The sequence below is a fragment of the Thioalkalivibrio sp. ALE23 genome, assembly GCF_000378545.1.
In the GTDB taxonomy this organism is placed as follows: domain Bacteria; phylum Pseudomonadota; class Gammaproteobacteria; order Ectothiorhodospirales; family Ectothiorhodospiraceae; genus Thioalkalivibrio.
Window position 1 is genome coordinate 21,383 of the sequence record NZ_KB900035.1, and the last position, 11,565, is coordinate 32,947.

An 11,565-nucleotide genomic window follows, 5' to 3' on the forward strand; every position below is an offset into this window, starting at 1 on the left:
ATGGGTCAGATATTCTCGGCGACCGGGTCGCGCTCCAGCAGGCGCCGCACCGCGTCGTGCACCCGCCGGCCACGGTAGAGCACCGCGTGCACCTCCTCGCAGATCGGCATCTCCACGCCGGCGGCATGCGCGCGTTCCACTGCCACGCGCGCGGTCTCGACCCCTTCCACCGACTGGCCCACCCGCTCGCGCGCGGTCGCCAGGTCGTAACCCTGGCCCAGCAAAAGACCGACGCGGCGGTTGCGCGACTGGTCGTCGGTGCAGGTGAGCAGCAGATCGCCGAGGCCGGACAGCCCGGTCAGGGTCTGCGGCCGCGCCCCCAGGGCCTCGCCCAGGCGCTGTAACTCGGCCAGCCCGCGGGTCAGCAGCGCGGCGCGGGCGTTGGCGCCGAACCCGGCCCCGTCGGCGATACCGGAGGCCACCGCGAGGACGTTCTTGAACGCCCCGCCCAGCTCCACGCCGATCACGTCGGGGTTGCCGTAGATGCGCATGGAACCGCCGTGGAAGGCATCCGCCAGACGTCGCCGGCGCTCCGGGTCGGCCGAGGCGGCGGTGAGGGCAGTGGGCTGACCGCGCGCGACCTCGGCGGCGAACGAAGGCCCGGAGATCAGGGCCGCCGGCTGTCCGGGGCCGAGTTCCGCCTCGGCCACCTCGTGCAGCCAGGCACCGGTCCCGGTTTCCAGCCCCTTGGTGGCCCAGGCCACGACCTGCCCCGGTTCCAGCCGGGGCCGCAGCCAGCGCAGGGTCTCGCGGAAGGCGCCCGAAGGCACGACCACCAGCACCAGGTCGACGCCGTCGACGACCTCCGACGCGGCGGTCACCCGCAGGTTGCGCGGGAAGGTCAGGCCCGGGAGATAGCGGGGATTCTCGCGTTCGCGCTGGAGGCGCTCGGCGGTCTCGGCCGAACGCCCCCACAGCCGCACGTCGTCGTGCAGGCGTGCGGCATGCACCGCCAGGGCGGTCCCCCAGGAACCGGCCCCCAGTACCGCGATGCGCATGCGCCGGGCCGGCTCAGGGGTTTTCGCTGGCCGTGACGGCGGCGCCGTTGCCTCCCTGGCCCTGACCCGAACCTTCCTGCTGTTCCTTCAGGTGCTTGGCATACAGCGCGTCGAAGTTGACCGGCTGCAGCAGCAGCTGCGGGAATCCGCCCTTCAGGACCAGGTCGGCAACCGTCTCGCGGGCGAAGGGGAACAGCGCATTGGGGCAGTAGGCGCCCAGCAGCTGATTGCGCTGTTCCTCGGAAAAACCGCGCACGATGAACACCCCGGCCTGCTTGATCTCGACCAGGTAGCCGGTCTCGCCGTTGGATTCGGTGGTGACCGTCAGGCCCAGCTCGACCTCGTAGACCCCTTCCTGCTCGCCCACCGGGCGCGCCTGGGTGTTGAGCTGGATGCCGGTCTCGCCCTTCCATTCCTTGAGGAAGATCTCCGGGGCGCCGGGGGCCTCGAAGGACAGGTCCTTGATGAAGACCTTCTGCATGGAGAATTCGGGGCCGTCGGAGCCCTGGCCGCCCTGTGCGGCCGCGTCGGTCTGGTTTTCTTCAGCCATGGTGCGTTCGGATCCTTTCAGGTGTTCGTGGAATCGCCGGCGTCCACGCCCCCGCAGGCCTCGATCAGGCGGTCCAGCTCGCCGGACCGTTCCATGGCCTGGAGTTCATCGTAGCCGCCGATATGGGTGTCCCCCAGGAAGATCTGCGGGACGCTGGTGCGTCCGTCCGCCCGCTGTTCCATCTCGTGGCGCAGCCCGGAGTCCCGATCGATGCGGTATTCGTCGAAGCCGAGGTCGCGCTGGTTCAGCAGGCGGCGGGCGAGGATGCAGAAAGGGCAGTGCCCGGTAGAGTAGACCTCGAAGCGCATGTCACTTCTTCTTCAGCGGCATGCCCGCATTTTCCCATGCCTGGATGCCACCGGAGAGATTGACCACGTCCTCGAAGCCGGCCGCCGTCAGCTGGTTCGCGGCCATGGAGGACCGGTTGCCGCTGCGGCAATAGACCACGACGGGGCTGGATTTCCACGCCTCGATGTCCTGCATGCGCTTTTTCAGTTCGCCGATGGGGATATGCTTCGCGCCACCGATGCGGCCGCCGGAGACCTCGTTGTGCTCGCGCACGTCCAGCACGAGGGCATCATCCTGGTTCATCACGCGCACCGCTTCGGTGGGCGCCAGCTCGCGGTACTTGCGTGTCAGGCGCCGGAACTCGGCGTAGATGATCAGGGCAAGCACCGCGACCAGGGCGCCCGTCAGAATCGGGTTGTTGGCGAGGAATTCGGGCAGTCGTTCAAGCATGCGGGAGACCGGTCGGGATTCAGGAACGGCAGAAGACGTCCTGCATCATACCGATCAGGCGCAGGGTGCGGGAGTCCCCCACGCGGTAATAGACCCGATTGGCGTCCTTGCGCGTGGCCAGGATGCCCTTGTCACGCAGGATTCCGAGGTGCTGGGAAATATTGCTCTGCGAGGTCCCGACCTGATCCACGATTTCCTGTACGCTGACCTCCCGGTCGCCCAGAATGCACAGGATCTTGAGCCGCAGCGGATGGGACATGGCCTTCAGCGAGCGCGAGGCCCTCTCGATATCCTCGTCCTGCGACATCAGTTCGTCTTCGATGCACGGTTCGTCGCTCACGGCAGCCTCTCGTTCGGAGGGGCAAGACCCCTGCCACTGGGTGAGAATATTAGAACGCAAACGTACCCCGATATGCGGATTCACGCAATCTTGTCCCTGTCGCTTTCATGGGTTGGCCTGCTGCTGGCGGGCCTGCTGGTTGCCGTGCCGGCCACGGCGCTGGAACCCGAGGCGGAGCTGGAAAAGACCCTGGAGGCCATCCGGGACGTCGAACGTTCGCTGGAGGAACGACGCGCGGCAGTCGCCGATCTGGAAGACCGGATCGCCGCGTCCGCCCGGGGCGCGGGCGAACAACGCGAACGACTGGATGAGCTGGAACGCCGCCGCGAGGCCCAGGAGGAGGTGATTGCCGAGCACGAGGCGCGCGTGGCCCGACGCGAGGAACGGCTGCACGAGCAGCGACGCGACGCGGCGCGACTGGTGCATGACCAGTGGCTGCAGGCGCGCCACGGGCAGCGTGACCGACCGACGGAAGACGGACAGCGGCACCACCCCGTTTACGCGTCCGCCATTCAGCAGGCGCGGGAACGGGCCCTGGCAGACCTGCACGCACGGATCGAGGAGCTGCGGGCGGCGCGTGCCGATCTGACCGAGGAGCGCGAACGGCTGGCACGTCGCGAAACCGAAACCCGCGAAGCGATGGCCGAGCTGGAGCGCCAGGAAGCGGCCCGCCGGGCGGCACTGAAGGAGCTCGAGGCGGCCATGGAAGACGAGGCACTCGAGCTGGAGCGCCTCGAACGCAACGCCGAGACCCTGGATCGCGTGATCACGGAGATCGAAGAGCAACGCCATGCCACCACCGCCGAAGAAGAAACGGGCGAGGAGGCGACCCCTCGGTCCCGCGCGGTCAATCCGGATGTCCCGTTCGCGGATCTGGAGGGGGAGTTGCCGCGACCGGTGGATGCGCGGGTCATCCGCGATTTCGGCAGCGAACGCCGGGGCAGCCTGCGCAGCCAGTGGAACGGGGTGGTGCTGGAGGCGCCCTCCGGCGCGCCGGTGCGGGCAGTGCATCAGGGTCGTGTGGTCTATGGGGACTGGATGCAGGGCTACGGGTTCCTGGTGATCCTGGATCACGGGGACGGTTACCTGACGCTGTACGGCAACCTCGAAGACATCCTGGCCGGGCCGGGGGAATCGGCCGATGCAGGCGAGCCGGTGGGTCGCGCCGGGGAAGGCAGTCCCGCCATCGCGCCGGGACTGTACTTCGAAGTACGGCGGGAGGGGCAGACATTGAACCCGCAGGCATGGTGGCCGTCACAGTAAGGGCGGAATGCTAGAATTGGGCGCATATCCGCAGAAAGACCTCGGACAAGGGATACTCTGATGAACAAGCTTTTCCATTCCGGCTACGGCCTGCTCACCGGCCTCGTTCTGGGCATCATGCTGAGCGTGTCCGTGGGCGTGTACGCCGGGCGCGACGATGCCGCCGGTCTGTCGGCACTGCCGGTCGAGGACCTGCAGCGCTTCACCGACGTCTACATGCGCATCAAGCGCAATTACGTCGAGGAAGTCGACGACAGCGAGCTGCTGGACAACGCCATTCAGGGCATGCTGACGGGGCTCGACGAGCACTCTTCCTACCTCGACGAGGACGACTTCCGTGACATGGAAGCGGGAACCTCGGGCGAGTTCGGCGGCCTCGGGATCGAGGTCGGGATGGAAGACGGCTTCGTGAAGGTCATCGCTCCGATCGACGATACGCCGGCGGATCGTGCGGGCATCCAGGCGGGTGACCTCATCGTGCGTCTGGACGGCGACTCGGTGCGCGGCATGACCCTGTCGGATGCCGTCAGCCGGATGCGCGGCGAACAGGGTTCCGACATCACCCTGACGGTGGTGCGCGACGGCGAGGATCAGCCGCTGGAGATCACCATCACGCGCGACATCATCCAGGTGGAATCCGTCCGCTCCGAGATGCTGGAAGACGGCTACGGCTACGTACGCGTCAGCAACTTCCAGACACGCACGGCGCGGGATCTGGTCAGCGCGATCGAGGAGCTCAAGGAGGCCAACGGCCTGAAGGGCCTGGTCCTGGACCTGCGCAACAACCCGGGCGGGATCCTTAACGGCGCCGTGGGCGTATCCGACGCCTTCCTGGACGGAGGACGGATCGTCTACACCGAGGGCCGGCTGGACGAGGCGCAGATCGAATATGACGCCTCGCCGGGAGACGTCCTCGATGGCGTGCCGATGGTGGTACTGGTCAACCGCGGCTCGGCGTCGGCTTCGGAGATCGTGGCGGGTGCCCTGCAGGACCACGGTCGCGCGATCGTCATGGGGCAGAACAGCTTCGGCAAGGGATCGGTGCAGACCATCCTGCCGCTGTCGGAGCAGACCGGGATCAAGCTGACCACCGCACGCTACTTCACCCCGGACGGCCGGTCCATCCAGGACGAAGGGATCACCCCGGACATCGCGCTGGACGAGACCCTGCGGGTATCGCGCTCGGAAGACGACTCGCCCGCGCGGCCCGACCTGCCGGACGATGTCGATGACGAGGAAGAAGAAAGCCTGGCCGAGCGCGACTTTGGCCTGAACGAGGCCCTCAATCTCCTCAAGGGCCTGAACTTCTACAACGGACGCTAGCGGGAGGGGCTCGATGACGCGAGTGCTCGTACCTCTGGCCTCCGGCTCGGAAGAGCTGGAGGCCGTGACCATGATCGACCTGTTCCGGCGGGCCGGCTTCGAGGTCACGGTGGCCGGTCAGGAGGCCGGGCCGGTCACCTGCTCGCGCGCTACGGTGATCCAGCCGGACAGCGACCTCGAAACGACCGTCGGCGAGGATTTCGATCTGATTGCCATTCCCGGGGGACTGCCGGGCGCGAATCACCTGCGCGATGACCCGCGGCTGATCGCGCGGCTGCAGAAACAGGCAGAAGCGGGCCGGCATCTGGCGGCCATCTGTGCGGCACCCAAGGTCCTGGCGCAGGCGGGGCTGCTGCAGGGCCGCCGAGCGACCTGCTTTACCGGCGCGCTCGATGGCACCGGGGTGGAGTCGAGCGGTGCGGCCGTGGAGATCGACGGGAACGTCATTACCGGGCGCGGGCCCGGCGTGGCGATGGATTTCACCCTGGCGGTGATCGAGGAACTGGCGGGCCGCGAGGCCCGTGAGGCGGTTGAGGGTCCGCTCCTGCGGGCCTGAGGCGGGCCGCCGGAACGGACGGGATATCGGATCGGCGAGAGGGCCGAATCGGTGGCCGAATCGGCGAGGGGGCTCGCCTCCTACAGGGAGGAGGTCGAACCCTGGCCCCGGTAGGAGGCCGGCCCTCCGGCCGATTTTGCGTTCGGCCAATCGCCTGCGCCGGAACGGCGCGGGGACTCGCCTCCTACGCGGAGGCCGAACACGAAATCGCGTCAGTCGGCGCGGCGCAGGAACGGGCGCTGGCCGGACTGCACGGCGCGGCGGATAAAGTCCGCACGGCCGCTTTCGCGCTGGTTGACCTCGTCCGCGCACTGCGACGGCTCGTAGGCCGCGGCCGAGAGCATCACTTCCAGTTCGGCGACGTCTACCTTCGGATCGGTCAGCTGGTCGGAGGTGACGTTCAGGTGGCGCCCCACCTCCCAGAACATGCGTGGATTCCACATCTTGGTCTGCACCCGCGGCGAGTTGAACAGTTCGACGCAGCGCTGATTGATCTGTTGCTGATCCATGGGGTACTCCGGTCACGGTTTTCAGGACGCCGGGGAATCTAGCGAAGCCGGCGTGGCAATACAAGCCATGCGGACTATTCCACGGTCACGGATTTGGCCAGATTGCGCGGCTGGTCCACGTCGGTGCCCTTGAGCACGGCGGTGTGATACGCGAGCAGCTGCAACGGGATCGCGAAGAGAACCGGAGCGATCCACGAGTTCAACGGGCCGTCGTGGGGCATGCCGACCCAGGTGTCATCCGGGCCCAGGGCGCGTGCCGCCGCCTCCTCGCCGATCACGATCAGCTCGCCGCCGCGGGCCCGTACCTCCTGCAGGTTGCTCGCGAGTTTCTCCAGCTGGGCGTCATCCGGTGCCACCGCAATGACCGGCATTTCGGCGTCCACGAGTGCCAGGGGCCCATGCTTGAGCTCGCCCGAAGGGTAAGCCTCCGCATGGATGTAGGAGATCTCCTTCAGCTTCAGGGCGCCCTCCAGCGCAATCGGGTAATGCACCCCCCGCCCCAGGAACAGCGCGTGGTGGCGCTCCACCAGATGCTCCGCCACCTGGGCGAGGCGCCCGTCCAGCTGCAGTGCGGCGTCGGCCATCGCCGGCAGGGCCTGCAGCGCCCGGATGCCGTCCTGGCGGTCGGCGGCCCCGAGCCGCGCGGTGCGCGCCGTATCACCGAGCAGGAGCACCAGGACGGCCAGCGCGGCGAGCTGGGTGGTGAAGGCCTTGGTGGAGGCGACGCCGATCTCGGGGCCGGCCTGGGTCATCAATACCAGATCCGCGAGCCGGGCCATGGTGCTCTCGGGTACGTTGCAGATGGCCAGCCGCGCGGCGAAGGGCTCTTCGCGCGCCTGGCGCAGCACCGCCAGGGTGTCAGCGGTTTCCCCGGACTGCGACAGCACCAGCAGGAGGGTCCCGGGAGCGACCACATGCCGGCGATAGCGGTACTCGCTCGCCACCTCGACCTGTGCCGGCATGCCGAGATAATCCTCGATCCAGTACCGCGCCACCATGCCCGCGTGATAGCTGGTGCCGCAGGCGACGATCTGCACCGAGGTGACGTCGCACAACAGACGGTCGGTGTCCGGGCCGAGCAGATTCGGCAGCACGCCGTCATGACCGAACCGTCCGGCCAGGGTTTCGGCCAGCGCGCGCGGCTGCTCGTGGATCTCCTTGAGCATGAAATGGCGGTAGTCGCCGCGATCGGCGATGGTCACCTCGCAGCGGGTCTCGCGCGCCTCACGGGTGACCGTGTTGCCACGCGCATCCTCGATCTCGACGCGATCGCGTCGCAGGACCGCGATGTCGCCTTCTTCCAGATCGATGAACCGCTGGGTGACCGGCAGCAGTGCCTGCATGTCGGACGCCGCAAAGTTCTCGCCGATCCCCAGACCGATCAGCAGGGGCGACCCGTGACGGGCTACGATGACCCGGTCCGGTGCATCGGCCACGGTGACGGCCAGCGCCCACGCCCCCTGGAGTCGGGCGCAGACGCCGCGCACGGCCGCTACCGGTTCTTCCCCGGCAGCCAGCGCCTGTTCGATCAGGTGGGCGATGACCTCGCTGTCGGTGTCGGATGCACAGTTCCAGCCATCGGCCGCCAGGGCGTCCCGCAGGGCCGCATGGTTTTCGATGATGCCGTTGTGCGCAATGGCGACGCGCCGATCGCGCGACAGGTGCGGATGCGCATTCGCCTCGGAGGGCCGCCCGTGGGTAGCCCAGCGGGTGTGAGCCAGCCCGGCCTGGCCCTGGAGCCCGGCCTGCGCGACCCGCTCCTCCAGCGCCGCGACCTTGCCCTCGGTACGAACGACCTCAATGCCGGCCGTGCGGGCGACCGCGACCCCGGCGGAGTCATAGCCCCGGTACTCCAGGCGGTGCAGGCCCTCGATCAGGAGCGGAACGATGTTGCGCTCGGCAATGCCGGTAACCAGTCCGCACATGGTTCAGTCCCCGTCTTCCGTTGCCTCGGTGCCGGCTTCGCCCGATTTCGGTCTCTTCGCCGGACGCTGCCAGCCTTCCACGGTCCGTGCCGGCGCCCGCGTCAGGGCCAGCGCGCCGTCCGGCACGTCGCGGCTGATGGTCGAGCCCGCGCCCACGGTCGCGCCCGCACCGATGGAAATCGGCGCGACCAGCGCGGTGTTGGAGCCGATAAACGCGTCCGCGCCAATCTCGGTGTGATGCTTGTTGGCCCCGTCGTAATTACAGGTGATGGTGCCCGCCCCCAGGTTGGCTCCGGCACCGACCCGCGCATCGCCGACGTAGGCAAGATGGTTGGCCTTGGCACCGGACTCCAGGCGCGCGTTCTTCACCTCGACGAAATTGCCGACCCGGGCGCCCTCGCCAAGATCGGCCCCCGGACGCAGGCGCGCGAACGGACCGGCCTCGGCCCGCTCGCCGAGCCGGGCGCCCTCGACCACCGTATACGGCTGCAGCCGCGCCCCGGAGGCGATACGACAGTCACGCAGCACGCAACCCGCACCGATCTCGACATCATCGCCGAGGATCACCGTCCCCTCCACCACGCAATTCACGTCCAGCCGGCAGTCCCGCCCGAACTCCAGCGTACCGCGGCAATCGAACCGCGCCGGGTCCACGAGCGCGAGTCCCTCGCGCATGGATTCATCGGCGATCTCCCGCTGGAGCAGGCGTTCCTGTACCGCAAGCTGCGCCCGGTCGTTCACGCCCAGGACCGCGTCGGGGTCCTGGCTGTCGATCAGGGCCACCGACTGGCCCTCGCCCCGGGCCACCGCGACCACATCCGTCAGGTACCACTCGCGCTCGGCATCGGCCGGGGGCTCGCACGCACCCAGCCAGCGTCTCAGCGCCACCGCATCGCCCGCCAGGACCCCGGTATTGATGCGGTTCACGGCGGCCTCCGCAGCGTCCGTCTCCTTGTCCTCCACGATCCCCTCCAGATTGCCCCGCGCGTCTTCGATCAGGCGCCCGTAGCCACGGGGATCGGCCACCCGGGTACCAAGCACCGTGAGCGTCTCCCGCGTACGCGCACAGCCTTCCAGGTCTGCCAACGGGATCCGGGGCACGTCGCCATACAGCACCAGAACCCGCGCACCGTCGGGGATCCCCTCCAGGGCGCGGGCCACCGCGTGTCCGGTGCCCCCGGGATGGCCCTGGTCCACCCAGCGCAGGTCCTCTCGCTGCGCGAAGGCCGCCTGCACCGCCTCCCGGCCGTGGCTGACCACGACATGGACGGCGCTGGCCTCCAGCCGGTCCGCGCGCTCGAGCACGTGCGCCAGCATGGGTCGGCCGCCCAGCGGCTGCAGCACCTTGGGCAGGGCCGAGCGCATCCGCGTGCCCTTGCCGGCGGCGAGTATGATCAGATGCAGTCGTTCCACAATCACCCTTCCATACCGAGATCCCGGCCGGGACCACAAACAACAAGGCCGCCCGAGAGAGGCGGCCTTGTGATCCTTCCCTGCAGTGTCTGCCGCTGGTTCAGCGGCGGCGACGCAGCTTTTCGATCATCTGCAGCCGGGCCGCGGCTTCCGCAAGCTCGGCCTGCGCCTTGGCATAATCGAAGTCGGCCTGCTTGTCGGCCAGGGCTTCCTCCGCCCGCTTCTTGGCCTCGAGCGCCTCGGCCTCGTCCAGGTCCTTCGCGCGGACCGCGGTATCCGCGAGCACCGTGACGTGGCGCGGCTGCACCTCCATCACGCCCCCGGAGACGAACACCGGCTGGGGCTCCGCCCCTTCCTTCTCCTGTATGCGCAGTTCGCCCGGATTCAGACGAACCAGCATCTGCAGGTGACCGGCATACACGCCGACCTCGCCTTCCTCGGCCGGGGCCGCGATCATCTCGGCCGTGCCGGAGTAGATCGACTCCTCGGCACTGACCACGTCCACATGCATTGTCATTGGCATGACAGGTGCTCCTTAGCCGAGTTTGTCGGCCTTCTCGACGGCTTCCTCGATGGTACCCACCATGTAGAACGCCTGCTCGGGCAGGTGATCGTACTCACCGTCCACGATGGCCTGGAAGGCACGAATGGTGTCCTTGAGCGACACGTACTTGCCGGGGGCGCCGGTGAACACTTCCGCAACGAAGAACGGCTGCGACAGGAAGCGCTGGATCTTGCGCGCCCGGGCCACGACCAGCTTGTCGTCTTCCGACAGCTCGTCCATGCCGAGGATCGCGATGATGTCCTTCAGCTCCTTGTAGCGCTGCAACGTACCCTGCACCGCACGCGCGGTATCGTAGTGCTGCTGGCCGATGATCTGCGGATCCAGCTGACGCGAGGTCGAATCCAGCGGATCCACTGCCGGGTAGATGCCCAGCTCCGCGATCTGGCGCGACAGCACGACGGTCGCGTCAAGGTGCGCAAACGTCGTGGCCGGGGACGGGTCGGTAAGGTCGTCCGCCGGGACGTAGACCGCCTGGATCGAGGTGATCGAGCCCTTCTTGGTGGAGGTGATGCGCTCCTGCAGCACACCCATTTCTTCCGCCAGCGTGGGCTGGTAACCCACCGCGGAGGGCATGCGGCCCAGCAGCGCCGATACCTCGGTGCCGGCCAGGGTGTAACGGTAGATGTTGTCGATGAACATCAGCACGTCACGGCCTTCGTCGCGGAAGTACTCCGCCATCGTCAGACCGGTCAGCGCCACGCGCAGACGGTTGCCCGGCGGCTCGTTCATCTGGCCGTAGACCAGCGCCACCTTGTCGAGCACGTTGGAGTCGTTCATCTCGTGATAGAAGTCGTTCCCTTCACGAGTACGCTCCCCGACGCCGGCAAACACCGAGTAGCCGCTGTGCTCGATGGCGATGTTGCGGATGAGCTCCATCATGTTGACGGTCTTGCCCACGCCGGCGCCGCCGAACAGGCCCACCTTGCCGCCCTTGGCGAAGGGGCAGAGCAGGTCGATGACCTTGATCCCGGTTTCCAGCAGGTCGGTGGAGCCCGCCTGTTCGTCAAAACTCGGGGCCTTGCGATGGATCGACCATTTTTCTTCGGTTTCCACGTCGCCGGCCTCGTCCACCGGGCGGCCCAGCACGTCCATCACGCGGCCCAGGGTGCCCTGGCCCACCGGCACGGAGATCGGGCCCCCGGTGTTGCTCACGGCGGTCTGGCGCTTGAGGCCGTCGGTGCTGCCCATGGCGATGGTCCGGACGATCCCGTCGCCCAGCTGCTGCTGGACCTCGAGGGTCAGGCCGTTTTCCAGCGTCAGGGCGTCGTAGACCCTGGGCACCTCGCCGTGGGGGAACTCCACGTCCACGACGGCGCCGATGATTTCGACAATCTTTCCAGAGCTCATGCGTTCAATCCTCTAAGTCGTAATTCTTGCCGCGTCGG

The 11,565-nt window shown here is 67.9% G+C and carries 13 protein-coding genes; 3 read left to right on the forward strand and 10 right to left on the reverse strand.

Annotated features, from left to right (window positions below; all coding sequences use genetic code 11):
• Positions 1 to 5: 5 nt before the first annotated feature.
• The 5 genes from F573_RS0110385 to F573_RS0110405 are packed head-to-tail and all read right to left on the reverse strand — an operon-like array spanning position 6 to position 2,593.
• Positions 6 to 998, reverse strand: a complete 993-nt coding sequence (locus F573_RS0110385) for an NAD(P)H-dependent glycerol-3-phosphate dehydrogenase (RefSeq protein ID WP_019022530.1) — start codon at positions 996 to 998, stop codon at positions 6 to 8.
• Between the two features lie 13 nt (positions 999 to 1,011).
• On the reverse strand, positions 1,012 to 1,548 hold the full coding sequence (gene secB, locus F573_RS0110390) for a protein-export chaperone SecB (RefSeq protein WP_018868918.1): 537 nt from the start codon (positions 1,546 to 1,548) through the stop codon (positions 1,012 to 1,014).
• Between the two features lie 17 nt (positions 1,549 to 1,565).
• Positions 1,566 to 1,856, reverse strand: a complete 291-nt coding sequence (gene grxC, locus F573_RS0110395; RefSeq protein WP_018868917.1) for a glutaredoxin 3 — start codon at positions 1,854 to 1,856, stop codon at positions 1,566 to 1,568.
• 1 nt (position 1,857) lies between these two features.
• On the reverse strand, positions 1,858 to 2,286 hold the full coding sequence (locus F573_RS0110400; RefSeq protein WP_019022531.1) for a rhodanese-like domain-containing protein: 429 nt from the start codon (positions 2,284 to 2,286) through the stop codon (positions 1,858 to 1,860).
• Positions 2,287 to 2,305: 19 nt separating this feature from the next.
• A complete protein-coding gene (locus F573_RS0110405) occupies positions 2,306 to 2,593 on the reverse strand; it encodes a helix-turn-helix transcriptional regulator (RefSeq protein WP_051073636.1) in 288 nt (95 codons plus the stop codon).
• Positions 2,594 to 2,698: 105 nt separating this feature from the next.
• Here F573_RS0110405 and F573_RS0110410 point away from each other — a divergent pair, with 105 nt between their 5' ends.
• The 3 genes from F573_RS0110410 to F573_RS0110420 are packed head-to-tail and all read left to right on the forward strand — an operon-like array spanning position 2,699 to position 5,768.
• Positions 2,699 to 3,889, forward strand: coding sequence for a murein hydrolase activator EnvC (locus F573_RS0110410; protein WP_019022532.1), 1,191 nt, complete (start codon positions 2,699 to 2,701; stop codon positions 3,887 to 3,889).
• Positions 3,890 to 3,949: 60 nt separating this feature from the next.
• Positions 3,950 to 5,212, forward strand: a complete 1,263-nt coding sequence (locus tag F573_RS0110415) for a S41 family peptidase (protein WP_019022533.1) — start codon at positions 3,950 to 3,952, stop codon at positions 5,210 to 5,212.
• Between the two features lie 13 nt (positions 5,213 to 5,225).
• The gene (locus F573_RS0110420) at positions 5,226 to 5,768 is read left to right on the forward strand and encodes a DJ-1 family glyoxalase III (RefSeq protein WP_019022534.1); all 543 of its coding nucleotides are present in this window, start codon (positions 5,226 to 5,228) and stop codon (positions 5,766 to 5,768) included.
• A gap of 212 nt (positions 5,769 to 5,980) precedes the next feature.
• Here the strand turns inward: F573_RS0110420 and F573_RS0110425 are convergent, their stop codons facing one another.
• From F573_RS0110425 to atpD, 5 genes are all read right to left on the reverse strand, one after another.
• Positions 5,981 to 6,277: a hypothetical protein gene (locus F573_RS0110425; protein WP_018868911.1), complete on the reverse strand. Its 297-nt coding sequence runs from the start codon at positions 6,275 to 6,277 to the stop codon at positions 5,981 to 5,983.
• 74 nt (positions 6,278 to 6,351) lie between these two features.
• A complete protein-coding gene (gene glmS / locus F573_RS0110430) occupies positions 6,352 to 8,202 on the reverse strand; it encodes a glutamine--fructose-6-phosphate transaminase (isomerizing) (protein ID WP_019022535.1) in 1,851 nt (616 codons plus the stop codon).
• Positions 8,203 to 8,205: 3 nt separating this feature from the next.
• Positions 8,206 to 9,615 carry a bifunctional UDP-N-acetylglucosamine diphosphorylase/glucosamine-1-phosphate N-acetyltransferase GlmU gene (gene glmU / locus F573_RS0110435; protein WP_019022536.1) on the reverse strand — a complete coding sequence of 470 codons (1,410 nt, stop codon included), beginning with the start codon at positions 9,613 to 9,615 and terminating at the stop codon, positions 8,206 to 8,208.
• A 100-nt stretch (positions 9,616 to 9,715) separates the two neighbouring features.
• Positions 9,716 to 10,138, reverse strand: a complete 423-nt coding sequence (locus F573_RS0110440) for a F0F1 ATP synthase subunit epsilon (RefSeq protein ID WP_024328652.1) — start codon at positions 10,136 to 10,138, stop codon at positions 9,716 to 9,718.
• Between the two features lie 12 nt (positions 10,139 to 10,150).
• Positions 10,151 to 11,527 (reverse strand): F0F1 ATP synthase subunit beta, encoded by a 1,377-nt coding sequence (atpD, locus tag F573_RS0110445; RefSeq protein ID WP_019022537.1) that lies wholly within the window; start codon positions 11,525 to 11,527, stop codon positions 10,151 to 10,153.
• Positions 11,528 to 11,565 lie beyond the last annotated feature (38 nt).

Bases quoted from the DNA above. Each gene is read 5' to 3' on its own strand.
- F573_RS0110385 (WP_019022530.1), bottom strand. From the start codon at position 998: ATGCGCATCGCGGTACTGGGGGCCGGTTCCTGGGGGACCGCCCTGGCG.
- secB (WP_018868918.1), bottom strand. From the start codon at position 1,548: ATGGCTGAAGAAAACCAGACCGACGCGGCCGCACAGGGCGGCCAGGGC.
- grxC (WP_018868917.1), bottom strand. From the start codon at position 1,856: ATGCGCTTCGAGGTCTACTCTACCGGGCACTGCCCTTTCTGCATCCTC.
- F573_RS0110400 (WP_019022531.1), bottom strand. From the start codon at position 2,286: ATGCTTGAACGACTGCCCGAATTCCTCGCCAACAACCCGATTCTGACG.
- F573_RS0110405 (WP_051073636.1), bottom strand. From the start codon at position 2,593: ATGTCGCAGGACGAGGATATCGAGAGGGCCTCGCGCTCGCTGAAGGCC.
- F573_RS0110410 (WP_019022532.1), top strand. From the start codon at position 2,699: ATGCGGATTCACGCAATCTTGTCCCTGTCGCTTTCATGGGTTGGCCTG.
- F573_RS0110415 (WP_019022533.1), top strand. From the start codon at position 3,950: ATGAACAAGCTTTTCCATTCCGGCTACGGCCTGCTCACCGGCCTCGTT.
- F573_RS0110420 (WP_019022534.1), top strand. From the start codon at position 5,226: ATGACGCGAGTGCTCGTACCTCTGGCCTCCGGCTCGGAAGAGCTGGAG.
- F573_RS0110425 (WP_018868911.1), bottom strand. From the start codon at position 6,277: ATGGATCAGCAACAGATCAATCAGCGCTGCGTCGAACTGTTCAACTCG.
- glmS (WP_019022535.1), bottom strand. From the start codon at position 8,202: ATGTGCGGACTGGTTACCGGCATTGCCGAGCGCAACATCGTTCCGCTC.
- F573_RS0110440 (WP_024328652.1), bottom strand. From the start codon at position 10,138: ATGCCAATGACAATGCATGTGGACGTGGTCAGTGCCGAGGAGTCGATC.
- atpD (WP_019022537.1), bottom strand. From the start codon at position 11,527: ATGAGCTCTGGAAAGATTGTCGAAATCATCGGCGCCGTCGTGGACGTG.